This window comes from Veillonella sp. KGMB01456, from assembly GCF_023051165.1.
GTDB lineage: Bacteria > Bacillota > Negativicutes > Veillonellales > Veillonellaceae > Veillonella_A.
In genome coordinates, this window is sequence record NZ_JALKIG010000035.1 from 1 (window position 1) to 23977 (window position 23977).

The window sequence follows — 23977 nt, forward strand, 5'->3', positions numbered from 1 at the left end:
AACTTTTAGCTTAAATTTAAAACTATATTTTGACATGAAAAAACCGACCTCCTTAGAATTAGATTTTTAGGTCTAACTTTAAGGGGGCGGTTCACCTCTCACAGCGAAGAATCCAACATATTAACCAAATAAAAAAACTCTGCCGCTATTTACGACAGAGTTTCTTTTAATGTAAAAACAAAATCAACTATTTAGTTAACTGCCAACGAGCACCGGTTTTTACAACCAAGCCCAAACCGCTGCCACCACAAGGGTCGGCAACATATTGGCAATGCGAAAACGTTTATTTGTGAGCAAGCTGACACCGATTAAGAAAATCATAATCGAGCCCGTCAGCGATATATTGCTAAGTGCCTGATCCGTGAGCCACGGTGCAATAAAGAAGGCCAACAAGGTCACGAGACCTTGCACGATGCCTACCGGAATGGCGGCATAAATACAGCCCTTGCCCATGGTCGTCGTCATAATCATGACGATAATCCCATCCATCATGGCTTTTGCCAAGAGAATCGACGGATCGCCTGTAGCATCCTTAATGGAGCCTATAATCGACATAGCACCGATACAAACCGTAAACGAAGCGGCCAAAAAGCCTTGCGTAAACGTGCCTTCGCCTTCGTTTTTACTTTTCACGCGCAACCACGCGCCAAACTCCTCTAATTTCTTATCCAAATCAATGATTTCACCGATAACCGTCCCGATGATAAAGGTAATAACCATCATCATCAAATTCGTGACAACCAGCGTTTGGCCGTCAAATAGTAGCGACTCCTTCACGGCCCCGGCAAGCCCAATGAAAATAATGCAAGCACTCATGGCTACCATCAAATTGTCTAAAAGACGTTGATTCAAATAATTTCGTGCTGTTAACCCGATAAGCCCCCCAACTATAATGGCTAACATATTAATTAAAGTCCCTAACCCCGGCATTCAATTACCTTCCTTCATTAATAATGTTAAATAGTTGATAGTCTGATTATAACATATATATGACCTGGAATGAGCCGTTACAAATTCTATAGTTTACGGAGCTTTATCGGCAAATTAATTGGTAAATCTTAACAAAATATCCGGCAGCTTACTGAGCGTATTATGTACTAAAATACTGAGGAAATTACTTCGCAGAAATCGCCTTTAATTCACGAGCCAAATTGCTCACTGCTTGATTTACAATATCAGGGTGTGTTGCCAAATTCAAGCGAATGAAGCCCTGCCAGGAATCACCGAACCACTCGCCGTAGTCGACAGCCAATTTACATTTATCTTGAACGAAACTGTGAATGTCTTCAAGCGCCACATACTCGCGTAAATCGATGAATAATAAATAGGTGCCTTCCAAGGAAGTAAGATATACTTTATCAAAATCCTTAAGACCTTCACGGACTGCCAAATAGTTTTCATGGATTACATCTTTAATACCTTCATACCAATCCATGCCACCGCACAAGGCCGCTTCGACCGCCGTCAAACCGAAGATATTCGCATCTACATTGTGGAAAACCTTTACAAAAGCATCCCATTTTTTACGTAATTCTTCGTTTTCAATAATAATCGTCGACACGAAGCAAGATGCCAAGTTAAACGTCTTAGATGCGGCAAAACAGGTAATCAGGTTATCTGCATAGGCACTGTTATCAATTGTAGCCGTCGGAATATGTTTATGATTATCAAAGGTCAAGTCTTGGTGAATTTCATCGGAAACTACGAAGACATTGTGTTTTTTACAGATTTTCAACATGGTCTGCAATTCTTCATAGGTCCAAACATGACCTACCGGATTGTGTGGAGAACACAAGATATACATCTTCACATCATTGTCGACGATTGCTTTTTCAAAAGCCGCCGCATCAAAGGAGAATACCCCTTTTTCGTACGCCATGTCGCAGGCAACCAAACGACGACCGCTATCCTTAATACTGTCAAGAAACGGATAGTAAACCGGCGTCAACGCTAAGATGGCATCGCCCGGCTGAGTTAATAAGTTTACCGACCAGTAAAGCGCCGCCACAACGCCCGGTGTAATACGAATCCATTCTTTTTGAAGTTTATAACCGTGATGTGTATATTCCCAATCCATTACCGCTTCGTAAAAGGATTCCGGCACATAGGAATAGCCGTAAACACCATGCTGAATACGTTCCGTCAAACTTTCGATTACGCATTCCGGCGCTTTAAATTCCGTATCGGCAATCCACATGGGAATCAAATCATCCGCACCGAATGTTTCTTTTAACACATCCCATTTCAGACTAGATGTACCTTTACGTTCTGTATAATATCTTTCAATAAATTCTTTGGCTTTCATGACTAAGTCCTCCCTTATTTTTGTTTAGCGATTAAACTATATGCTAAGCATACCCTATAAAAATTTAGTTGTCAATATTTAGTTTTGTTACTAAACTATTTTTCTTAAAATTAGTAAAATTGGCATTTATAGCCAAAGAGTATATAATATAGTCATTAAACTAAATCTTTACGACGAGGCTTTTTATGAAAAACGAATCATTACCTATAACGCCGGAAGCCGTGGATACAACGAATCCGGACGTAATTAACGAAACATATACCAACTTAAACAATAAATATCACAAGCTCTATCAATTCGTCATGAATTACAGCGAGTATATCTACAGTCGCCATGATTACGCCAATAACAAGGTGCCGCTGACCATGGTAGAAGTGCATACGCTGAGCTACATCGAAGACCATCCGGGCGTTACGGCTACAGAGTTGGTCGCCTATTGGGAGAAAACAAAGGGCGCGATTTCTCAAGTACTATCCAAATTGGAAAAAGCAGGCCTAATCACGAAAGAAACAACGGCCACCAATGCTAAAACCAAGCACCTGTACATTACCGACAAGGGCGTACAAATCAGCCAAACGCACAAGCGCTTTGATATCCAGGATATTCAAGAAACCATGACTAAATTAAACGAGCAATGCTCCGCCGAAGAAATAAACGCATTTTTAAAAGTTATTGCCATCTACAATGATATGTTAAAAAATGAAGCTCAATAAAAAAGTTCGTTAGCCTACATGAGGTTAACGAACTTTTTTATTATACGCTATGCTGTTATTTGTGTTGCAACAAGCCTTTGGCTTTCAAGTAGGCCACAGCCACTTCATTAGCCGTCTTACCGTCCACATCTACTTCATAGTTCATTTTCAGCATTTCATCCGTCGTAATCAGACCGGCCAGCTTATTAAGTACCGGTTCGAGTTCCGGATATTTCTTGAGCGTATCGGCGCGTAATAACGGTGCCCCCTGATATGGTGGGAAAAGACCGCGGTCATCTTCGAGCATTACCAAATCATGCGTGATGATTTCAGGGTCTGTAGAGAACACATCAATAACATCCACATTGCCCTGGTCGATAGCTTCATAGCGAAGACTCGGTTCCATGGTCACCACTTGGAAGTTTAAGCCATAGAGGGACTGCAAGCCTTTATTCCCGTCGGAACGGTCATTAAACTCTAAGGAGAAACCGGCTCTTGCCGTATTTACAACTTTTTGCAAATCGGAAATCGTCTTAAGGCCGTTCGCTTCCGCATAGGAACGTTTGACCGCCAAGGCGTACGTATTCTGATATGCCATCGGCTCCAACAATACCAAATCATCCTGTTTCAAAATGCCTTCTTTAGCTGCTTCATAGACAGTTTTCGGATTGTTCCCGATATTCGTCAGAGGCGGTTGTAACAAGGCCGACGTTACCGTGCCGGTAAACTCAGGATACATATCGATGGAGCCTTTTTTAAGTGCCTCGTACAAGAAACTGGTCTTACCGAAACTTGGCTTAACAACGACTTTAATATCCGTCTGATCTTCAATCAGTTCTTTATACATATTAATCAGTATTTCCGGCTCCGAGCCAAGCTTGCCGGCCGCAATCAAGGTTGGATGACCACCGATGCTGCCAACGCCGCCGATACCGCCCACGTTAATGGTGGAAAGTACCAACAATACCAAGGCGGCCGCGAAGGAAGAGCCAATAACTTTTAAAGATTTTGTTTCTAAGAACTTAATAATCACGCTGAACAATACGGCGAGAAGGGCTGCTGAAATAGCCCCAATGAGAATTAACGCGGAGTTATTGCGGTCAATACCGAGTAAGATAAAGGAACCGAGCCCGCCGGCCCCGATTAAGGCACCCAACGTAGCCGTACCGATTAACATAACCGATGACGTGCGAATCCCGCCGATAATCGACGGCATGGCCAATACCAATTCAAACTTTTTGAGCTTTTCCCAACGATTCATGCCGAACGCATCGGCCGCTTCCTGAAGGAGCGGATCGATACTCTGCAAACCGGTAATCGTGTTCTGCAAAATCGGGAACAAACCGTAAATAACGAGCGCCACAATGGCCGGTACCTTGCCGATACCGAGGAGCGGAATGAAAAGCCCCAATAAAGCCAATGACGGAATCGTCTGTAAAATGCCGGCCACCTGCAAGGTGATTTCCGACACTTTTTTATATTTAACGACGAAGATAGCAAACGGTACGGATAGTAAAATGGCAATAAACAGAGCAATCATGGAGATTTGCACATGTTCAACCAATAATTGTACCCATTCACCTTGTCGTTCAATGAATGTACTATATAATGTGTCCATGATTTACCCCTCGTAGAAAAAACGCTTAACCACTTCATGCGCCGGATGTTCTTTAATCACTTGTGGCGTATCGAGCTGTACAACTTCACCCTTACTCATGACGCAAATCCGCGTACCCAGCTTCACCGCCTCCGCCATATCATGGGTTACGAATACAATCGTCATTTTAAACGTATCATGGAGGCGCTTAATAAGATCCTGCAACTGATTGCGGCTAATCGGGTCGAGTGCACTGAACGGTTCGTCCATGAGGAGGATCGAAGGTCTCGTCACGATGGCCCGCAAAATCCCCACACGTTGCTGTTCACCGCCGGAGAGCTCATGCGGATAGCGGTTCATATATTGTTCCGGGTCGAGCCCCACCATCTCTAAGTAAGAATGAACCGTCTTAACTCGTTCTTCTTTAGGCCAGCCCTTCATTTCCGGGATGATTTCAATATTTTCACACACCGTTAAATTTGGGAATAGAGCGCCGGACTGCAATACATAGCCGATATTTAAGCGCAATTCGCGCAGCTCCGACTGCTGTACATCAACCCCATTAATCGATACCGTGCCTTCGGTCGGCGTCAAAAGACGATTAATCATCTTGAGCGTCGTTGTTTTACCGCTGCCGCTCGTGCCGACGAGAACAAAAAACTCACCGCACTCGATGGTCATGTTGATATTTCTGAGCGCCGCCTTTTCCTTATATAACTTGCTTACATTCTTAAATTCAATCATTCTTTCACCTACCATTCCCGTTATTCAGAAGCCATAAGCTCATAAACTTCAGTAGCTGACTTCTCTTTTACTTCAGTAAATTACTACGTTTTTCTTCAGTCATTTACTCTGTTTTTTCTTTATCAGCTTCTGCCTCACTTACTTTCTCAATTCGTTTAGTCAATGCATCGGTATATTTTTCACTCAATTGCAGCAGAACTTCACGCTCTTCCGGCGTTAATTCGTTCATAGCCTCATATTCAGCTTGCTCCAACGTGTCCAATACCGAAGCCGCATAGGCTTTCCCTGCATCTGTCAACTTTAACAGCTTTGTGCGTCGATCCGCCGTCCCATCTTCAAACAGAAGATACCCTTTATCCTTGAAGGTTTTTATCGTCGCATTCACCACCTGTTTCGTGGAGTACGTCTTGAGCGTAATCCGTTGCTGCGTAATGCCCTCAGGATTATAATAAATCCACATCAAAATCAGCATCGATTTGCTTTGCATACCATGCTTACGCGCATAATTTTCAAAAATAGATATCTGAGTGTCTCGGATTCGGGCATATGCTTTTGTTTGTAGTAAATTTTCAGTCATTCAGTACCACCACCTTGCCAAAACTTTCAGTACTATCCAAATAAGCTTGTGCCTCACGAATCTCGGCCAATGTAAAAACCTTAGCCGGTTCCACCATGTCGGCGATTTTATCAAAAGCCATATCTGTTACAAGTCTTCCCGAATTATCAAGGATGCATTCGTCAAAACCGGCAGCCAGCAGCTGTTCCCGCTTATTCATAGAACGTGTAGAACCATATAACTGGACCTTTGAGTAACGAGCTTTCAAAAGTTTGGCGAAAGCTACACCCACACCACTCGTCGCACCACGCACCAACACAGTATCGCCGTTCTCAACTTTTAGATTCTGCAAGGTACCAAAGGCCGTATGATAGGTCTCCGGTATAGCCGCCATAATCGGCCATGACAAATCTGTGCGGACCGTATAAATTTGCTCATTAGGAAGCAATACATATTCCGCATAAGAACCGTCAAAGTCACGACCCATTTCCCCCATAATGGATACAACCTTCGTCCTCGGTGGTAAACGCTTTTCGTCAGTGCTTTTCTCAATGACACCGACACATTCAATCCCCAAAATCCGCGGGAACCGGACCGATTCCGAATAGCCATTTCTTGTAAAAATTTCGGAACGATTAATACCGAAACCCTTCACCTTAACTAAAGACCAACCCGGTTTAACAGAAGGCATCGGCACATCCTGATACATTAATTTATCTACGCCGCCCACTTCATAAACAACCACCGCTTTCATGGTACCCCTCTTTTCAATCAAAACCTTTTTACGCCTTTATTATAAATCGAAATAAGTCTATAAGTCAAACCTTTTGACTTATCTAGCTATAGATAATATCTTTAACCGGCTAATATATTTATTTTCACAAATTCATAGTTTTAAAAAGCAAAAAAGAATGTACGCCTCGCAAGAGCCCGGATTGCCCTGCCATAGCGTACATTCTTTTAAAGTGATTGAAAGTGTTTTGTGATATTTTGCTTTTTAGGTGTTGTGTCTGAGAGGTTCTGCCCACACAACCGGTTCCAGCACGTCCCCTTACTGAAAACCTTAACGGTTAATTCTGCTTAAAATTTCCTGCATCTGTTTTTCAAGAGCTTCGATGCGTTTAGTTTTAGCTTCATTATCCGCTTTAATAGCTTCATTGTCGGCTTTAACTGCACTGATTTCCGCTTGCTGGCTAGAGATTACGGAGACTAAATCAGTTTTGGAGTAGTTGGAGTATTCACTACCCTTACCGAATTTAATACTCACACCGGCGTTAAACATGTTTTCACCGCCGCCCATGCTGGTGCCTACGGAGAATAACAAATCATTCGTCGGACGATAGAATGCACCGATAGCTACTGCATTAGCCGATTTGTAGTTGCCATACCCGGCCGCAAAATCCCACTTAGCAGTCGGATCATAATCTTGCGGATGTAAAGCAGCTAATGCGGCGGCACCGGCACCGACACGATTAATTCGATTATCCAATTTATTAACTTGGCTGTTCAAGCTGGTTACGTTGTTGGTAATATTGCTTACTTCGTTGGAAATGGAAGTAATATTATTAGTGTTCTGCGTAATCTGAGTCGTATTGGCCGCTACTTGGCTATCCAACGCAGTCAAGTTTTCTCCTGCAGATTTAGATTGTTTAACGTAAGTACCGTCTTTGGCTACACGGGTTTCGTTGTAGACGGTACCGCCGGTTACAATACCGGTATTACCGGCTTCAACTTTGCCGTCAGTTACTACGCTAAGTGTATATTCTGTACCACCATGTTCATTGGCTTTAGTTGTGTAGTCAATATGACTACCTTTGGCGATAGTGTTCTTAGTATCGATAGCCGATGCGATAGTCTCTAGTTTTACACTACCGGTTACTTTAGTACCTGCCGTATCTTCGATAGCTAATTTTAAAATATTACCATCAATTGTCAATGCACTATCAGTTGCTTTTAATTTATCATTGCCATCTGCAGCATTAGCAGCTACTTCTTTTAGCTGAGCCACGTTAACCGCATCAGTTAGTTCTGTACCAGCCGCTACACCTGTAATTTGGCGAGTCAAATTATTAGCTGCATCACCAACAGAAACAGCAGCTAATGTTGATTTCCACGCACTGCTTGAGAGATCTGTACTATCACCTGACGTTGGATCATAACCTACAACACCGGATGCTGTACTTGCTACGGATTGAGCACCTAAAGCAACACCACCGTTTTGAGTTACGTCTGTATTATAGCCAAGCATAACAGCATTTTCTAAATTTGCTTTATGAGTTATAACCGGAGACTTTACAGTAACTGTATATTCAATAGGATCACCTATTTGTTCTTGACCCGAATAAATTGAGAACGGTGTATATGATCTAGTAACCGTTTTTTCCTCAGTCTTCATTGCGCCGAGAATAACATTATTATTACCGCCCTCTAATGAATGATAATCGCCAATAATTACTGAAGATGTTTCTCCGGTTACTGTATTGCCTGTACCTACAACAGATGTATTATTTACATTAACACTAGTGTTTTGATAACCGGCAATAGTATTAAATTTACTTATTGATGATGATTCACCATTCAATGTGTTACCAGTACCTATAATTTGTGATAATCTTGCGTAATCAGAATTATTGCTATTACCTAAGGCAAATACTGAACCGCCATTTTCATTAGCCGCGGCTGATACTAATCCTGAGTAATTATCTGTATAACCTTTAAGAAATTCATTAGACCCTAGAATATAAGTCGACATACCGCCAAGTTCCATTAAAGCGTTTTCAACGCCGCTTTCGGTATCCATTACTGCATTAGTAATATGATTACCATTCCCAAAAATCATAGAGTTATTAGAATTCTCTACCTTATTTAAATTACCCCAAATACTACTCTGATGGCCAGACAGTTCAATATTGTCATTATCAGAAACATTATCAGTAATTAAATTAGATGTCCCATAAATATTAGCCATCATTATGTCATAACCACTTGATGAATTAAAACCGGTAACATTACTCTGCCACCCTAATGCTGTGGCACCATAACCTACGGCAACATTAGAGCCACCCTTATCACGAGCCCCACTTCTTGCACCAAATCCAATTACTACACTCTTATTCTTCTGTTTAATATTTTCATCAGATTTATCTTCTAATGTCATAGATCCAATAATAACACTTTCTTTTGCATCACCAAATTCCTGATTATCACCAATAAGAATTGTTGCGGAAGGATTTGTTGCTGAGTTATTATTACCGATTACGGTTAAACTTTCATACCCTTTCATATAGGTATTATTACCACCAATATCATTATTTTTACCAATAACTACATCTAAAACATTTTTGCTTCGTTCTTCTTGTTCTCCACTAACTGTCCCATTATTTCTGCCTGTAACTGTGTTATTATCTCCTAGCACAACCTGACTTTTACTATTAGTTACAGTATTCCCATTACCAATAACTGTAGAATCGGTTGCCTCTGTTACATTATTTGCTGTTCCATTTTGCCCATTCATTACAATCGGATCTGCAGCAAATACTTGCCCACCTAACAACAAGCTTAATAAAACAGCACTCCCCAAGGATGCCTTAACTACGCGATGACCATTTTTCTTGATTTTCATACCTAAACTCCTCTCAAAGCACGTCCACTAACTAACGTTTTGAAAACAGTGAATTGATTATTACCTATACCAATCAATTCATCACGACTTCATCTATAGTTAAATACTATCATATTTGTGCCCCCCCACAAGACATATAATCATTATTTTATCACTGTTTCTCATAAAACATAAACCGGTGAATAAAAATTATATTTCATACCGCCGTGTTGAAATTTCACACATCTTATATTTTTGCACTATTCATCATATAAAAAAGAAAAAGCTACAGTGTCATTACACCATAGCTTTTTCACAAATTTTATTAATAAGTAAATAATTGGATTTTCACTTTATCCTTTTATAGCCTTGCATTGCGCAATCATTTCACGAGCCACTTCCATAGCGTCGCCTACGATACCGTAGTCGCACACTTTGAAAATAGAGGCTTCCGGATCGTTATTAATGGCCACAATCATATCGGAGCCCGTAATGCCGGCCGTATGCTGAATGGCACCGGAGATGCCGAAGGCCAAGTATAATTTAGGAGCCACTGTCTTACCGGTTTGACCAACTTGACGGCTCAACGGATACCAGCCTTTTTCAACAATCGGACGGGTTACGCCGAGCACACCGCCCAACGCATCGGCCAATTCTTCCAACACTTTGAAGTTTTCAGGGGAACCCATGCCGCGACCTCCGGCCACGATGATTTCCGCTTCTTCGATGTTAACATCGTTCATGTCCACCTTAATCATTTCTACGAAACGATTGCGAATGTCCCCGTCAGTGAGCTGAACTTCGACCTTGTTGATATGACCTTGACGACCTTCCTGGCGTTCCGGCATTTTGAACACATTCGGACGAACGGAGCCCATTTGCGGGCGATGTTCCGGACAGATGATTTCCGCCAAAATGTTACCGCCCAAGGCCGGACGAGTCCATTCTACAAGGCCGTCGGATGTGCTTACGGACAAAATCGTACAGTCCGCTACAACGCCGTTTTTCATACGACCGGAAATACGCGGTGCCAAATCGCGACCGTCGTTAGTAGCACCGATGAGGATAACATTCGGTTTATTCTGAGCAAAGAAATCGGTAATGACTTTAGTGTAGCCGTCAGTCGTGTAGCGTGCCAATAAAGGATGTTCAAATACATGAACGTAATCACTGCCATACTCGATAAGGCTTTGTGCTTCGCCGGCCACTTTGGCGCCGAGAAGCAATGTATGTACATCTTCTTGCAACTGATCCGCTATGAGGCGGGCCTGACCAATTAATTCGTATGTGACTTTGCGCACCTGACCGTCGAAACAGTCAGCAATGACATAGACACCTTTGTATTCTTCAAACACCGTAATTCCTCCTTAGCTATCAGATAAGTTCTTTTTGTTTTAACACATCCATAACGGTTGCTACGGATTCCGAAACGGCACCGGTCAACATGGTTCCGGCGGAGCGCATAGGCGGGCTGTATACTTTGCGTACACGGGTTGGCGAACCTTGAAGGCCCAAACGCTTAGGATCCGTCGTCATATCTTTAACGGTAATCGTCTTCACTTCGTACTGCGTAGCACGAATGGAATTATGGAGGGTCGGATAGCGTGGTTCGTTGAGGGATTTAACGGCCGTTAGGAGCATCGGCATTTCCGTATCCAATACTTCAAAGCCTTCTTCGTGTTCACGTTGGGTCCGTACAATATTATCGTTCACTTCGATGCCGCACACATAGGTAACCTGAGGAATGCCCAGTTCTTCGGCAATCTGCGGACCTACTTGCGCCGTATCACCGTCGATGGCCTGTTTACCGCAGAAAATCATATCAAACGGTTTGCCCTGGTCTTCCTGCACTTTGGATATAGCACAAGCGATGGTGTAGCTGGTAGCGAGCGTATCGGCACCGGCAAAGGCACGGTCCGTAATGAGGTACGCATCATCGGCCCCCATGGAGATACATTCTTTTAACGCCACGGACGCCTGCGGCGGTCCCATGGTAATCACGGAAACGCGGGTTCCCGGATATTTATCTTTAACGGTCAAAGCCGCTTCCAATGCATTCATGTCGAACGGATTGACAATACTTGGCAGGCCGGTACGAATTAAAGTGTTCGTTTCCGGATCGAGCTTGATTTCAGACGTATCCGGCACTTGCTTGATACATACGAGTAATTCCATAGTCAGCCTCCCTATTAGCCTTGACGAAATTCAATACCCTTCGTGTCGTCCGGGTATTCCCATTTAGTTACAATCGTTTTGCCGCATAAAACTCGGCAGGTACCGCATTCTACGCAACCGGCGTAGTCAAATGCAAGCGTACCGTCGTCGTTTAAGGTATATAAACCGGCCGGGCAGGCATTGACGAGTTTCATTTTTTCCTTCATATCCGGATAATCATGAATGATTTCAATGTGCGGATGACCTTCGTTTACGTAATATTTATTGACGCCTAACTTTTCTTCTAAGTTTGTCATAGGGCACGACCTCCTTTAAGGGCATCCATAGCCAAGTTAACAAGGCCTACACCGGTAGCCCGTTTCAATAATTTAGGAACAAGCGGTTTCGCGCCGTCGCCGTTAACGGTAAATACATCGGACATGATGCCGTTGACCATTCCCGGATATTTTTGGAAAATACGCGGATTGTTGAGGAATTCAGGGAAGTGACGATAGGTTTTCAAATCTTTACCTACGAAGCTGTCCTCAATCATAATATCGTAGTAACGTAACGCACCGGCGGAATAATCGCCTAAGCGTTTGGCTTTAATAATCGCATCGGCGGCATACATGCCGGACGCAATGGCAAAATCCATACCGCGCACGGTGTAACCCATGTTGATACAGAAACCGGCCGCATCACCGACGATGATAAAGCCGTCACCGCTCAAGGTGGTCACCATTTTATACCCCGCTTCCGGAACCATGTGACCGCTGCGTTCAAGGAGTTTGCCCCCTTTTAACAAGCGAGCCACTGTCGGATAAGCCATGAATTCGTTCATCATATCTTCGATAGTAGCATCCGATTCACCGATATGTTCAAGACCTACTACGACGCCGATGGATAAGCTGTTTTTATTAGTATAGATAAAACCGCCGCCCATGAGACCGTGCGTAATATCACCCATGAAAAGCCAAGACAAACCGTCATTGCCGTCGAGGCCGAGGCGTTCTTCCAACACACCTTTATTAAAGCTATATACTTCTTTAGCACCTACGGCTACTTCGGCAGCCGTAATCGGTGCACGTAAACCGGCTCTTTCAGCCAATAAGGAGTTAACGCCGTCAGCCAATACCACTACGTCAGCACGCAACGTATCTTTACCACAGCGAATGCCTACCACTTTGCCGCCTTCCATGAGAAGATCCGTAACCTGAATGCGGTTAACCACCACGGCACCGGCTTTTTCAGCCTGCTCTACGAGCCATTTATCAAAAACGCCGCGCAATACCACATAGGATTCGTCTTTTGGCTGAGCCGGTTCCGCTTCATATTCAACGGTCGTTGCCTTGCCACCTTCCAAAATGGAGATGCGCTCCTTCGTTACTTTACGTTCTAACGGAGCCGTTTTTCTAAAATCAGGGATTAACTCTTCTAACGAATGCGTATAAATACGACCACCCGTCATGTTTTTCGCGCCCCCATAACTCCCTCGTTCAACCAAGAGCACTTTCACACCCTCTTTGGCCATTCGATAAGCAGCTGCCGCACCTGCTAAGCCACCGCCTACAACGATTGCATCAAATTGTTCCATGCTGTTCTCCTTGTGTAATATACTGTATATTTTATACATTGAAAAACAAAAAACAGTTACGTCCCACGTCGGCCTTTTGCGACCCACTGTAGGTAAACACAGCTTAGAAATTTGCAAAATACCATATCGATATTTTACTTTATACTCACTATTATATATATTCTAAGTGAATTTATAAAATACCTCTTTTGCATTGTAAAATATATTCTATATATTAAAATTAATCAAAACTGACCAAGGACTCAAATTGAATAGATTATTTATGTCAATAGAGTTTTATTTTTAACATGTTGGTGATTAAAAAAGAGAATAACCGTAGATTTTGACGGATATAGGACTATGCGAATAAAATATATGTCGCTCAAAATCAATCAATATTGCTCAAAGTTTAAGATGTATGAGACCAATAAAAAAGCAGCCACACAGTAATGTACTGTATGACTGCTTAGTCTTATTCGCTTATTCTCTTAAATCGACCAGAAAGAATCATGGAAAATAATCTTACGGTACGTTTCAAAACGGAGCCATTTATCATGCCATGCGCCATCATGCTGCAACGCATCATCGGAAGACTCTTCGATGAATTGTTTTACATCGTCGGCAGAGTTAACCTGCACGGCAAAACCGCGACCGTTCACAACCGGCACGTCGTTGTATGTATACTCAGCCAACGGTACGATATTAGCCAATTTACCGTCCCGTACTTCGATAGCCACTTTATCGCGGAGAACCAAGATATCAAAATTAGCCGGATAGTTGTAGCTGGCACCGGCGAGCGGCAAGCTGTCGCCAATATTAAAGGTCGTGCGGTTAGGACGGATTTTATCTACTTTGAGACCTTCTACATTGTAGTAGAATTCATCAAACACGTCGCCACGTGCTTTCAAGCCATTGCCTTCAAAGCTGTGCTGTTCCGCAGTAGTACCCACCGCTTCTACGACACCGCAAGCGGAGGTCATGTTGCTTACGCGGTTGATAAGAATCAACTCACCCAACGTCTTATGACGACGGAATTCATCCATAACAACCGGCGCCTGGAAGTGCAAGGTGCAAAGGGCAATGCTGTTTTTACCGAGTTCCGCAGCCGGTAAATGTTCACCGCTGTTCACGTCGATTTGGTACTGAATATCCGTCACCGTAGCGGCCACCTGTTTGGTGCCGAGGCTTACGAGATATTCGTTGCCCACTTCAAGCGGTTCGTCATCCATCCAAAGGAGTTTAACGCTGGCCGTCTGAGCGATTTCAATGCCGGTCTGTTTTACCAACACGCTGCCACGAGACACGTCGATTTCACGGTCAAGTTCAACAGTCAACGGCTGGCCGTTTTTCGCTTCCTGCACTTCATCAAAACCGACCATCAAGGTTTTAACCTTAGCTGATTCTCCACTCGGCAATACGGTGAGGGTATCGCCAACGGTAATTTTGCCGGATTCCACTTGGCCTTGGAAGCCGCGGAAGGTGTGATTCGGACGGCAAACGCGTTGTACGGGCATATAGAAACCGTCTTCCGCTGCACCGGATGCATCTACGTTTTCAAGGTATGGCAATAAGGCCGGTCCTTCGTACCAAGGCATGGTCGTTGCTTTAACGGTGATGTTATCCCCTTCGGTAGCCGAAACCGGAATCACCTGTACTTGCTTGAGCCCTACTTCTTTAGCAAGGGCTGCAATGTCCGCTTCAATCTTGCGGAACACGTCTTCTTTATAGCCTACAAGGTCCATTTTATTCACGGCAAACACGAACGACTCAATCCCCATCAACGCACAAATACGTGCATGACGACGGGTCTGCACCAAAATGCCCTGCGAAGCATCCACCAAGATAATGGCCAAATCCGCAAAGGACGCACCTACGGCCATGTTACGGGTGTATTCTTCGTGGCCCGGTGTGTCCGCTACGATAAAGCTGCGGTTGTCGGTGGTGAAATAACGGTACGCTACGTCAATGGTAATCCCCTGTTCGCGTTCCGCCATGAGGCCGTCGAGCAATAAAGAGTAGTCGATGGCGCCGCCGCGGCTGCCCACTTTACTTTCCAATTCCAAGGCTTTCGCCTGGTCCGCATATAATAATTTTGCATCATATAAAATGTGGCCGATGAGTGTGGATTTACCGTCATCCACACTGCCACAGGTAATAAATTTTAAAAGTCCTTTCATCGTTGTATCCTCTCTGTCATCCCCAAGGCTTGTTCTTTTTCAAAAAGAATGGCCCTCATCGTCATGTATGTATTAGAAATAACCTTCACGTTTGCGACGTTCCATGCTGCCCGCCGCTTCACTGTCGATAACACGGGTCGTGCGTTCAGACGATACAGCCGACAAGGTTTCTTCAATAATTTCATCCAAGGTGGTCGCATTGGACTCGGTGCCGCCCGTCAAAGGATAGCAACCTAAGGTACGGAAACGAACTTTCTTCTGCTCGATTTTTTCACCCGGAAGAAGTTTAAAACGGTCGTCATCCACCATGATGATGTTGCCGTCACGGTATACAACAGGACGTTCTGCCGCGAAGTACAAGGATACAATGTCGATGTTTTCACGCTTAATATATTGCCAAATGTCTTTTTCGGTCCAGTTGGACAATGGGAAAACACGGATACTTTCACCCTTATTGATTTTAGCGTTGTAAAGTTTCCACATTTCCGGACGCTGGTTCTTCGGATCCCAGCCGTGCGACGCATTACGGAAGGAGAAGATACGTTCCTTCGCACGGGATTTTTCTTCGTCACGACGACCGCCCCCAAACGCTGCCGTGAAACCGTATTTGTTGAGTGCCTGTTTTAAGGCCTGTGTTTTCATAATATCCGTGTAAGCCGAGCCGTGGTCAAATGGGTTGATACCCTGATCCACGCCGTCCTGGTTGATGTATTCGATCATATCGAGGCCGAATTTCTTGGCTGTTTCATCGCGGAATTTAATCATTTCTTTGAATTTCCACGTTGTGTTTACATGTAAAAACGGAAACGGCGGTTTTTCCGGATAAAATGCTTTGCGCGCCAAGTGGAGCATTACCGAGCTGTCCTTACCGATGGAGTACAACATAACCGGCTTTTCACACTGCGCCGCTACTTCGCGGATAATATATATGGCTTCCGCTTCCAATTCGTCTAAATGGCTGTATTCACTCATGCTAAACCTTCTCTCTTTTACTCTATAATTTATTTTGAAAAATATCTTAACTTTTAAACGTTGCAAAGATACTACAATGTTGAAAAAATCTAAACTTTAAAATTGTCGTATCTGAGATATCAAAGCTTAATATTTATTGGATTCTTGAGCATTCACCACGATGGTCTGACTCTCACCGGTCGGCGAAGTATATTCCCAATTCCAATATTGACCGTCGCGACGAGCCTTCATGGTGCCGCCGAGGCCACCCATATCAGGACCGAGGAAGTAGGCAATAGCGCCTACGGGACATTCCTTAATGCAGGCCATACAGCCCCAACAATCCTTCGGATAGGCCATAAAGGCTTTGCCCGCTTCATTCATAGCCGGTAAGCTGCCGGGGCAAATATTAACGCACCGCTGACAACCTACGCATGTCTGTTGATCGATTTTGATGCTCATAGTGCGCCTCCTTTGCTAACGGCCGCGCCGTCTTGATGTTCATAGCTGTCCGATGTTACCAATGGACGCTGACGAATTTCAATGCCCTTATCCGTTGCCACGGAGTTAACATAGCAGAGCCATTCATCGCTGGTCTCAGGATAATCCAGGTTTTCCGCAAAACTGTGCCAACGCGTTTCCTTGCGGGCCCCCAAGTGAGCAATCAAGGTTAAACATACTACCAAGCGCTCTTTGAGCTCGTAGATAAACAGCAAATCGTGGAGGTTTTCCGCCTTCAGCTGTTCCGCCATGCCTATGAGCTCTTCGATACGTGCTTTCGCTTTGGCCAATTGCTTGCCGTTAAAACGATAATAAGAGCCGATACCGCCGGCATAGCTGTCCATGGCCCGTTGCATCGCTTCTTCCAGCTGTTCCGTCGTATAGAGTGGTGCTTCGCCGGTAAGGAAGGTATCATACGCATCCAAGTACGTTTTGGCCTGCGCCGCTACAGTAGTGGAAACAGTATTCGCTGCTGCTCTAGCTGCGTTAACTTTGCCCCCTGTTGCTACGTTATTGACTGTCCCTGCATTCGCACCTTGTTCGTTTTGCCAACGTTCGGCAATAGCCAAGGCCGCAATTTCACCTTCAGCCAAGGCACCGGTTACATATTTCTGCGGACACCCACCGGCTACATCGCCGGCCGCAAAGAGGTTACGGATTGTCGTTTCACGCTTCGTGTCTACCCAATAACCGCTCGCCGTATGACCACCTACAATATATGGTTCCGTTCCTTCGATTTCCACATTCTGCTGCTGCGGACCCTCGCCGGATTCTAACCATTTTAAAGTCTGACCCGGTGCCATGTTAAGATACGCCTTTAAAAGGTCCATGTTCTGCTCGCTCGTAATACCTTCGGTTGCCAAATAACAAGGGCCGTGACCATCGAGCGTTTCTTTTACAGTCCCGTACACGCGTTGCGAAGTGGTCAGGCCGTATTTCGTTTCATACACTTCGCCATCCGCATTGACCTGTTTAGCGCCCACGCCCTGGGCAATAGTGCCGGTCGGCGCAATTGTGTCTTTACAACGAAGGGCGATAAAACGCATTTCAAAGGTAGTCATTTCAGCACCCGCTTTGATGCCCATGGCATAACCGGCGCCCGTGTTGAACGGTGAATACCACATTTTGTGACGTGAAAAACCCGGATTGTTCGGTCGATATAAGCCGGCCGCTCCGCCGGTGGCACAAATTACATAGGGTGCGTAGATTTCATAGGCTACGTTATTGCGCAATGAAAAACCAACCGCCCCTTTAATTTCGCCGTTTTCTACCAAGTAATCGGTCATAATCACATGTTCCATAACCGTCGTATTTGGTAACTGAAGAACCGCATCAGCCAGAATCGGCTTGATGTTTTCGCCGTTAATCTTAATATTACGATTACCGCGTGCCATATACTCGCCATTTTCGTCTTTCAAAATAACGAGCCCCAAATCTTCCAGTACTTTCGTCACGCCGTTAAGGCGTTCGCTCATGGTGAGCAATAAATCGTGACGGACAATGCCGGCCGCGTCCTTCGTGGCATAATCCACATAATCTTGCGGCTTACGGCCTTTTACGATATACGCGTTCAGCGCATTCACGCCGGCCGCCAAACAGCCGCTGCGTCGAATGGCCGCTTTTTCTACGATGAGAACCTTGGCGTTGCTCTCTTTTTGCAAGGTCAGCGCCGCGTAACAGCCCGCCGTGCCGCCCCCGATGATGAGCACATCCGTCTCAATTCGCTCTCGCTTCTCAAATTTCATAATCCCATTCCACCTAATTTCTATAATGCCTACTTAAGGGCTGAATATCATTTGATATAGTTAACAACATTCACTTTGGCGTTGAATGCTATCTCCTTATAATTGCCTATTACTGATACGTCGTTCATCTTTGCCGTTAACGACTGAATATCACTAAATATAGAACACTTGGTCCGGTTCGAGCGCTTTGTTCTTGGCAATATGAACGTCCGTATTGCTGCACAAAAACAGTCGATAGATGAGTACATCCACTTCTTCGCCGACGGTAAACATGTTGGCCTCAATCGGCTGTTCCGCTTCGAGTATATGCTCGCCGATACGAATTTGCATGCTGAGCCTTGTGCCTTGGAATGTCACCGCTTCTACCACGCCCTGCTCTATAGCACTCTTATTGCCATGGTCGGCGTCTTTTTTGAAAACCGCTACAAATTCCGGCCGAATAATAGCCCAGTCGAAATCGTCTTCTTTGTCAAAACCGACTAATTTCTCATAATTCATGATGCCTTTAGCTTTACCCATGAAACCGGCCACGAACGGCGTTGCCGGCGTACCATAAATTTCTTCAGGTGTGCCCATCTGCTCGATACGGCCATTGTTCGTTACGATGATTTCATCGGCCAGTTCGACTGCTTCTTCCTGATCATGGGTTACGAAAATACTGGTAATCCCGGATTTTTTAATCGTCGCCTTAAGCCATTGCCGTAAATCATGCTTTACTTTTGCATCGATAGCCGCAAACGGTTCATCCAATAGCAATACATGCGGTCTTGGAGCCAACGCACGGGCAAAGGCCACACGCTGCCGCTGACCGCCGGACAATTCCCCCGGATAGCGATCTCGTAAATTAGCAAGGCCCACCAAGTCCAGCAATTCGGTAACACGCTTTTCAATTTTGCCTCGATCTTTATTTTGTACGTCCAAGCCGAACGCAATATTATCAAACACCGTCATATGACGGAATAAGGCGTAGTTTTGAAAAACAAACCCGATGCCGCGTTTAGCCGGTACGATTTCATTTACGCGCTGACCGGCAATATGAATATCCCCTTCGTCGGGATGTTCAAGCCCTGCCAACATACGTAGGATTGTCGTCTTCCCGCTGCCACTGGGTCCCAATAAGGCCACGATACGGCCTTCCGTGATTTCAAAGTTAACATCTTTCGATGCTTCATAATCGCCGTATTGCTTATATATTCCGGTCATCGCCACATAGCTCGATGACGCCGCCGACGTTACGCCCATTTAATCACCTCAAATTCTCTCTTATCTTCTTCAAGTTATATTCTTATACTTTATGTTGTATATAGCTACTTATTTTACCCTCATTGGCTGACGTTTATTCAATCTAAACGCTCTAATCGCCGGCATGACCGACGCGATGTTCCACATAGGCTCTTAGTAAGAGCAATAATACGGACATCAATACCAATAAAGAGGATGCCGCAAAGGCTGCCGTTACGCCCGTCGCCGAACCTGACATATATAATGCGTCGATCTCGAGCGGCAAGGTAAAGGTGCTGCCGCGAGCTTTTGACAAGGCTGCTACGGCCCCGAATTCCCCCAAAGCACGAGCCGCACACAATAAGACGCCGTATAAAAAAGCCCATTTAATTTGCGGAAAGGTTACTTTCCAAAAAACGGTCAATCCCGATGCCCCCATGAGGACCGCCGCTTCTTCCTCTTCACGTCCGCGCGTATGCATGATGGCAATCACTTCGCGGAACACGAAAGGCAAGGTTACAAATATAGTTGCCAAGAAAACACCCGGTAAGGCAAAGACAACGCGCCAATTCGTGCCAAGCCACTGATTAATTGTATCTAAAATCCCATAGCCCCAGCCGATGCGGCCGAATACCATGATAAAGGCAAGACCTGCAATAACCGGTGAAATGGAGAACGGCACATCGATTAAAGTCATGAGGAATTGTTTCCCCTTGAAATCGAATTTACCGATACAATATGCTGCACAAAGGCCGAAGAAGCCACTGACTGCAACGGCTACTAAAGCTGCTAAAAGCGTCAGCCCCAAAGCGGATAACACATACGGTGTGGTTATAGCTTTTAAGTAAAAGCCCCAGCCCTGTGCCAACGAACTGATTATCACAGTTACCAGCGGGAAGACCAACATTAAGATTACAAAGATAAAGCCTAATGTAATCAATGTATTTTTCACCCATTTTGACTGTTTCATATTATCGACCTCCTAACCGCCGTGCCTGACGAAGCTGCATCAAGTTCACGGTAAGCAAAATTAAAAAGGCCAATACGAGGAGCACCAACGCCATGGCAGTTGCCCCCTCATAATCCACATAATTGAGTTTTTGCATAATCACATAGGACACGACTTGCGTCTGCGCTTTAGCACTGTTCCCGGAGATATAGATAACGCTACCGTACTCACCAAGCCCTCGGGCAAAAGCCAAGGCAAAACCGGCTAGACCGGCCGGTAAGATTTCCGGCAAAATAATGCGTCTGAAAATCGTAAAGTTATTGGCACCCAATACGGCGCCGGCTTCTTCGTAAGAACCGTCAAGTTTTGCCAACACAGGCTCCACGGAACGAACTACGAAAGGAATACCCACAAATACTAAGGCTATAATAATACCTATTTTTGTATAAACAATGGATACGCCCAATTTAACCAAGGCACTGCCTAAGAGGCCTGTCTCGGAATAGAGTTTGGACAAGGTAATGCCCGCTACTGCCGTCGGTAAGGCAAACGGTAACTCGATAAGGCTGTCGATGATACGCCGTCCCGGGAAGGTGTAACGCACCAAAATCCACGCCAATAAGGTTCCGAACACGAGGTTAATAGCGGCCGCCACAAAGGCGGTGGTTAAACTCGTGGCAAAGGCATGCCATACAACCGGTTTTGAAATAGCCTGCCAGAAGGCGGCCGGTGGGATTTGTAAGGCAAACCCCAATATGGTACCGATTGGCAAAATCACGATAATGGATAATATCGTCAGTGTCACGCCTAGAGTTAAGCCAAACCCCGGCAATAAACGCGGTGTTTTCGCCTTTTTACCACTCGTCTGACGCTTAGGACCTTCGATTCGTACCGGTGTAGCCCGTTTAATTTCATTTAACTGATTCTGCTCGTTCATAGACCCTCCTATTCATCGCGAATTGTATCGAATAGGGCGCCATCTACGAAAAAGCGCTCATAAGCGGCCGACCACCCGCCAAAATCTCGAATTGTCACCATGCGTGCCGGAGTGGGATACTTAGCCGCTACTTCCTTCATAACGTCCGGATTCGTCGGTCTGAAACCGTATTTAGCAATGAGTCGTTGACTGTCCGGTTCGTAAAGATGAGCCAAATACTCATGAGCCACGTCATAGGTGCCGTGTTTTTTGGCGATTTCCGCCACTACAGCCACACTCGGTTCCGCTACTATCGAAACGGACGGCATTACGATTTCATACTCGCCGGGATAATGTTCCATAATCTGTTTTGCTTCGTTTTCCCAAGCGAGCAACACATCGCCTTGCTTGTTTTCAACAAAAGTCGTCGTAGACGCGCGAGCCCCCGCGTCCATTACGGTCACATTGTTATATAATTTTTTGACAAAATCATTCCCTTTAGCGGTATCGTTATTAGGACCTTCACCATAAGCATAGGCCGCTAAAAAGATCCAACAAGCGCCCCCGCTGCTTTTAGGATCCGGTGCAATCAAGCGCACACCCGGTTTTACCAAATCCGACCAATCTTTAATTTGTAGCGGATTGCCTTTACGAACCAGGAATACTACCGTGGACGTATAGGGTGCCGAATAGTTCGGCAATTGTGATTCCCAGCTGGGGTCTAACAGATGAACCTTCTGCAGTAGATTCACGTCTTGAGCCAGCGCCAAGGTCACCACGTCGGCGTCAAAGCCTTCCACCACGGCCCGAGCCTGATTGCCCGATCCGCCGTGGGACTGATGAATTTCTACATCCTTACCGGTTCGTTCTTTATAATATTTTGAAAAATCGGCATTATATGCCTCGTAAAACTCTCGAGTCGGGTCATAGGATACATTCGTCAAGGTTGTCACCTGACTGTTATTCTGCGACGAAAACGAATGACCGGCTCCCCACAGCATAGCCCCCACTATGCCTACCGAAAGAAGTACGTACCAACCTCTTCGTTTCATAATTATAACCTTCTATCTTTTAAACTCTCTCTATTATTAAAACTCTCTCTTTGGCCGTTACTCGTTCTCGGCCGTAGCTTCTTTCCCAAATCATACTGTTTATTGTGAAAAAACCGAATTGCTATATGAATCTGTACTCTCAGCATCTTTGACGGATTCATATATCTCATTCAGATTAATTTTTAATTCCTACAATTTTAACAGGTATTTATGGCGCACGAAGTGCGTAAAATGTAAAGCTGTGTTTGATTGTACTTTTTAAATCATACATTGTCAATAGGATATGAGGTAATTGAAAACAATATAAATACTATAGTATATTATATGTGATTCTAGTTGAATATTTTTCTCAAAATTACAGACTGATATCTTGTAATATAGTTGGTTATTTGGCAATTTTTAGGGTTATGTACGGGATTTAATGTAGGTGTCAGATTTTAAATGAAATTGTTTATCAGTAAATATAGGGCGATTCTATTATATATAATAGATAATATATATATGTATTTGGGTCATCTATGAATTTGTTATTCAAATGAGGGGAGAGGTAGTTCGTATTGCTTAGGTAGATTGACTTTTTTAGTGCTAAAAGGCTAGAGGGAGAAAGCTCGATTGATTTTGTGCGTGGCCGCATTGCTTCGCTCGCTGCCTTTTTTAGTGCTATAAAGGCTAGAGGGAGAAAGCTCGATTGATTTAGGGCGTAACCGCATTGCTTCGCTCGCTGCTTTATATATTACTTAGTAGACGCTGAGTACGTCCGGCTCTAATCAGCGACTACCTATCATTCTCGCTACCGCTCGAAAGAAAGTGATGCAATACGATTTGCGCGTCGCTTTGCTCCTTCAAATCGTTTGCCCTACTTTTCCCAGCTCCGCTTCCTCGTTGTGCTTCTAAGATAGTAAATACCTGTACAAGATTGGCTGGAAGCTCTCTGAGTACGACATCATTTGCGACTACCTTATCTGTTCGGATGCTGTGGATTTTGCTACGCAAAATCTTACGCCCCGAACTACGCGATGCTCTATGCTTTATGCGTCGCTGCGCTCCTATAAAGCATGAGCCCTGCGTATCCCACGCCGCTATTGTACCTTTACCGTACTGCACACCTCTACAATATTGGCTGGAAGCTCTCTGAGTCCGGTATCATTTGCGACTACACTATCATTCTCGCCATCGCTTCACTCGGCTCGAAAGAAAGTGATGCAATACGATTTGTGCGTCGCTTTGCTCCTTCAAATCGTTT

General features: G+C 44.7%; 20 protein-coding genes. 1 reads left to right on the forward strand and 19 read right to left on the reverse strand.

What is annotated here, in order from left to right:
* Positions 1 to 219: 219 nt before the first annotated feature.
* Together MXE28_RS09005 and MXE28_RS09010 are read right to left on the reverse strand one after the other, a co-directional pair.
* Complete coding sequence (locus MXE28_RS09005; RefSeq protein ID WP_226974695.1) at positions 220 to 930, reverse strand: DUF554 domain-containing protein; 711 nt, start codon at positions 928 to 930, stop codon at positions 220 to 222.
* 184 nt (positions 931 to 1114) lie between these two features.
* The gene (locus MXE28_RS09010) at positions 1115 to 2305 is read right to left on the reverse strand and encodes a MalY/PatB family protein (protein WP_247240060.1); all 1191 of its coding nucleotides are present in this window, start codon (positions 2303 to 2305) and stop codon (positions 1115 to 1117) included.
* Between the two features lie 185 nt (positions 2306 to 2490).
* Between MXE28_RS09010 and MXE28_RS09015 the strand changes: the two genes are divergently transcribed.
* Positions 2491 to 3018 (forward strand): MarR family winged helix-turn-helix transcriptional regulator, encoded by a 528-nt coding sequence (locus MXE28_RS09015; protein ID WP_226974547.1) that lies wholly within the window; start codon positions 2491 to 2493, stop codon positions 3016 to 3018.
* A 55-nt stretch (positions 3019 to 3073) separates the two neighbouring features.
* Here MXE28_RS09015 and MXE28_RS09020 read toward each other — a convergent pair whose 3' ends face one another.
* The 17 genes from MXE28_RS09020 to MXE28_RS09100 form a co-directional block, all read right to left on the reverse strand.
* Positions 3074 to 4615, reverse strand: coding sequence for an ABC transporter permease/substrate-binding protein (locus MXE28_RS09020; RefSeq protein WP_226974546.1), 1542 nt, complete (start codon positions 4613 to 4615; stop codon positions 3074 to 3076).
* A 3-nt stretch (positions 4616 to 4618) separates the two neighbouring features.
* Positions 4619 to 5338, reverse strand: a complete 720-nt coding sequence (locus tag MXE28_RS09025) for an ABC transporter ATP-binding protein (protein ID WP_226974545.1) — start codon at positions 5336 to 5338, stop codon at positions 4619 to 4621.
* Positions 5339 to 5441: 103 nt separating this feature from the next.
* A complete protein-coding gene (locus MXE28_RS09030) occupies positions 5442 to 5825 on the reverse strand; it encodes a MarR family transcriptional regulator (protein ID WP_226981837.1) in 384 nt (127 codons plus the stop codon).
* Between the two features lie 82 nt (positions 5826 to 5907).
* Positions 5908 to 6648 (reverse strand): alcohol dehydrogenase catalytic domain-containing protein, encoded by a 741-nt coding sequence (locus MXE28_RS09035; RefSeq protein ID WP_226974543.1) that lies wholly within the window; start codon positions 6646 to 6648, stop codon positions 5908 to 5910.
* A 309-nt stretch (positions 6649 to 6957) separates the two neighbouring features.
* Positions 6958 to 9516: a YadA-like family protein gene (locus MXE28_RS09040; protein WP_226974542.1), complete on the reverse strand. Its 2559-nt coding sequence runs from the start codon at positions 9514 to 9516 to the stop codon at positions 6958 to 6960.
* 332 nt (positions 9517 to 9848) lie between these two features.
* Positions 9849 to 10856, reverse strand: a complete 1008-nt coding sequence (locus MXE28_RS09045; protein ID WP_156704510.1) for an electron transfer flavoprotein subunit alpha/FixB family protein — start codon at positions 10854 to 10856, stop codon at positions 9849 to 9851.
* A gap of 13 nt (positions 10857 to 10869) precedes the next feature.
* On the reverse strand, positions 10870 to 11670 hold the full coding sequence (locus MXE28_RS09050; RefSeq protein WP_156704508.1) for an electron transfer flavoprotein subunit beta/FixA family protein: 801 nt from the start codon (positions 11668 to 11670) through the stop codon (positions 10870 to 10872).
* Between the two features lie 14 nt (positions 11671 to 11684).
* Positions 11685 to 11966: a ferredoxin family protein gene (locus tag MXE28_RS09055; protein WP_006555881.1), complete on the reverse strand. Its 282-nt coding sequence runs from the start codon at positions 11964 to 11966 to the stop codon at positions 11685 to 11687.
* Entirely contained in the window at positions 11963 to 13243 is a 1281-nt protein-coding gene (locus tag MXE28_RS09060) for an FAD-dependent oxidoreductase (protein ID WP_021841996.1), read from the reverse strand. The genes MXE28_RS09055 and MXE28_RS09060 overlap by 4 nt, the downstream gene beginning before the upstream one ends.
* 467 nt (positions 13244 to 13710) lie before the next feature.
* A complete protein-coding gene (locus MXE28_RS09065; protein WP_021840431.1) occupies positions 13711 to 15399 on the reverse strand; it encodes a GTP-binding protein in 1689 nt (562 codons plus the stop codon).
* 72 nt (positions 15400 to 15471) lie between these two features.
* Positions 15472 to 16371, reverse strand: a complete 900-nt coding sequence (gene cysD / locus MXE28_RS09070) for a sulfate adenylyltransferase subunit CysD (protein ID WP_021840430.1) — start codon at positions 16369 to 16371, stop codon at positions 15472 to 15474.
* A 126-nt stretch (positions 16372 to 16497) separates the two neighbouring features.
* Complete coding sequence (locus tag MXE28_RS09075; protein WP_021840429.1) at positions 16498 to 16812, reverse strand: ferredoxin family protein; 315 nt, start codon at positions 16810 to 16812, stop codon at positions 16498 to 16500.
* Positions 16809 to 18596: an adenylyl-sulfate reductase subunit alpha gene (locus MXE28_RS09080; protein ID WP_021840428.1), complete on the reverse strand. Its 1788-nt coding sequence runs from the start codon at positions 18594 to 18596 to the stop codon at positions 16809 to 16811. The genes MXE28_RS09075 and MXE28_RS09080 overlap by 4 nt, the downstream gene beginning before the upstream one ends.
* A 153-nt stretch (positions 18597 to 18749) precedes the next feature.
* On the reverse strand, positions 18750 to 19838 hold the full coding sequence (locus MXE28_RS09085; protein WP_021840427.1) for an ABC transporter ATP-binding protein: 1089 nt from the start codon (positions 19836 to 19838) through the stop codon (positions 18750 to 18752).
* Between the two features lie 112 nt (positions 19839 to 19950).
* Positions 19951 to 20787 carry an ABC transporter permease subunit gene (locus tag MXE28_RS09090; RefSeq protein WP_021840426.1) on the reverse strand — a complete coding sequence of 279 codons (837 nt, stop codon included), beginning with the start codon at positions 20785 to 20787 and terminating at the stop codon, positions 19951 to 19953.
* A gap of 1 nt (position 20788) precedes the next feature.
* A complete protein-coding gene (gene cysT, locus MXE28_RS09095) occupies positions 20789 to 21703 on the reverse strand; it encodes a sulfate ABC transporter permease subunit CysT (RefSeq protein WP_156704504.1) in 915 nt (304 codons plus the stop codon).
* An 8-nt stretch (positions 21704 to 21711) separates the two neighbouring features.
* A complete protein-coding gene (locus MXE28_RS09100; RefSeq protein ID WP_226974541.1) occupies positions 21712 to 22734 on the reverse strand; it encodes a sulfate ABC transporter substrate-binding protein in 1023 nt (340 codons plus the stop codon).
* Positions 22735 to 23977: the final 1243 nt, after the last annotated feature.

Excerpts from the sequence above, each read along its gene's own strand:
- MXE28_RS09025 (WP_226974545.1), bottom strand. The coding sequence starts at position 5,338 with ATGATTGAATTTAAGAATGTAAGCAAGTTATATAAGGAAAAGGCGGCG.
- MXE28_RS09085 (WP_021840427.1), bottom strand. The coding sequence starts at position 19,838 with ATGGGCGTAACGTCGGCGGCGTCATCGAGCTATGTGGCGATGACCGGA.
- cysT (WP_156704504.1), bottom strand. The coding sequence starts at position 21,703 with ATGAACGAGCAGAATCAGTTAAATGAAATTAAACGGGCTACACCGGTA.
- MXE28_RS09010 (WP_247240060.1), bottom strand. The coding sequence starts at position 2,305 with ATGAAAGCCAAAGAATTTATTGAAAGATATTATACAGAACGTAAAGGT.
- MXE28_RS09075 (WP_021840429.1), bottom strand. The coding sequence starts at position 16,812 with ATGAGCATCAAAATCGATCAACAGACATGCGTAGGTTGTCAGCGGTGC.
- MXE28_RS09090 (WP_021840426.1), bottom strand. The coding sequence starts at position 20,787 with ATGAAACAGTCAAAATGGGTGAAAAATACATTGATTACATTAGGCTTT.
- MXE28_RS09055 (WP_006555881.1), bottom strand. The coding sequence starts at position 11,966 with ATGACAAACTTAGAAGAAAAGTTAGGCGTCAATAAATATTACGTAAAC.
- MXE28_RS09035 (WP_226974543.1), bottom strand. The coding sequence starts at position 6,648 with ATGAAAGCGGTGGTTGTTTATGAAGTGGGCGGCGTAGATAAATTAATG.
- MXE28_RS09060 (WP_021841996.1), bottom strand. The coding sequence starts at position 13,243 with ATGGAACAATTTGATGCAATCGTTGTAGGCGGTGGCTTAGCAGGTGCG.
- MXE28_RS09040 (WP_226974542.1), bottom strand. The coding sequence starts at position 9,516 with ATGAAAATCAAGAAAAATGGTCATCGCGTAGTTAAGGCATCCTTGGGG.
- MXE28_RS09020 (WP_226974546.1), bottom strand. The coding sequence starts at position 4,615 with ATGGACACATTATATAGTACATTCATTGAACGACAAGGTGAATGGGTA.
- MXE28_RS09100 (WP_226974541.1), bottom strand. The coding sequence starts at position 22,734 with ATGAAACGAAGAGGTTGGTACGTACTTCTTTCGGTAGGCATAGTGGGG.
- cysD (WP_021840430.1), bottom strand. The coding sequence starts at position 16,371 with ATGAGTGAATACAGCCATTTAGACGAATTGGAAGCGGAAGCCATATAT.
- MXE28_RS09050 (WP_156704508.1), bottom strand. The coding sequence starts at position 11,670 with ATGGAATTACTCGTATGTATCAAGCAAGTGCCGGATACGTCTGAAATC.
- MXE28_RS09080 (WP_021840428.1), bottom strand. The coding sequence starts at position 18,596 with ATGAAATTTGAGAAGCGAGAGCGAATTGAGACGGATGTGCTCATCATC.
- MXE28_RS09005 (WP_226974695.1), bottom strand. The coding sequence starts at position 930 with ATGCCGGGGTTAGGGACTTTAATTAATATGTTAGCCATTATAGTTGGG.
- MXE28_RS09015 (WP_226974547.1), top strand. The coding sequence starts at position 2,491 with ATGAAAAACGAATCATTACCTATAACGCCGGAAGCCGTGGATACAACG.
- MXE28_RS09030 (WP_226981837.1), bottom strand. The coding sequence starts at position 5,825 with ATGCAAAGCAAATCGATGCTGATTTTGATGTGGATTTATTATAATCCT.
- MXE28_RS09065 (WP_021840431.1), bottom strand. The coding sequence starts at position 15,399 with ATGAAAGGACTTTTAAAATTTATTACCTGTGGCAGTGTGGATGACGGT.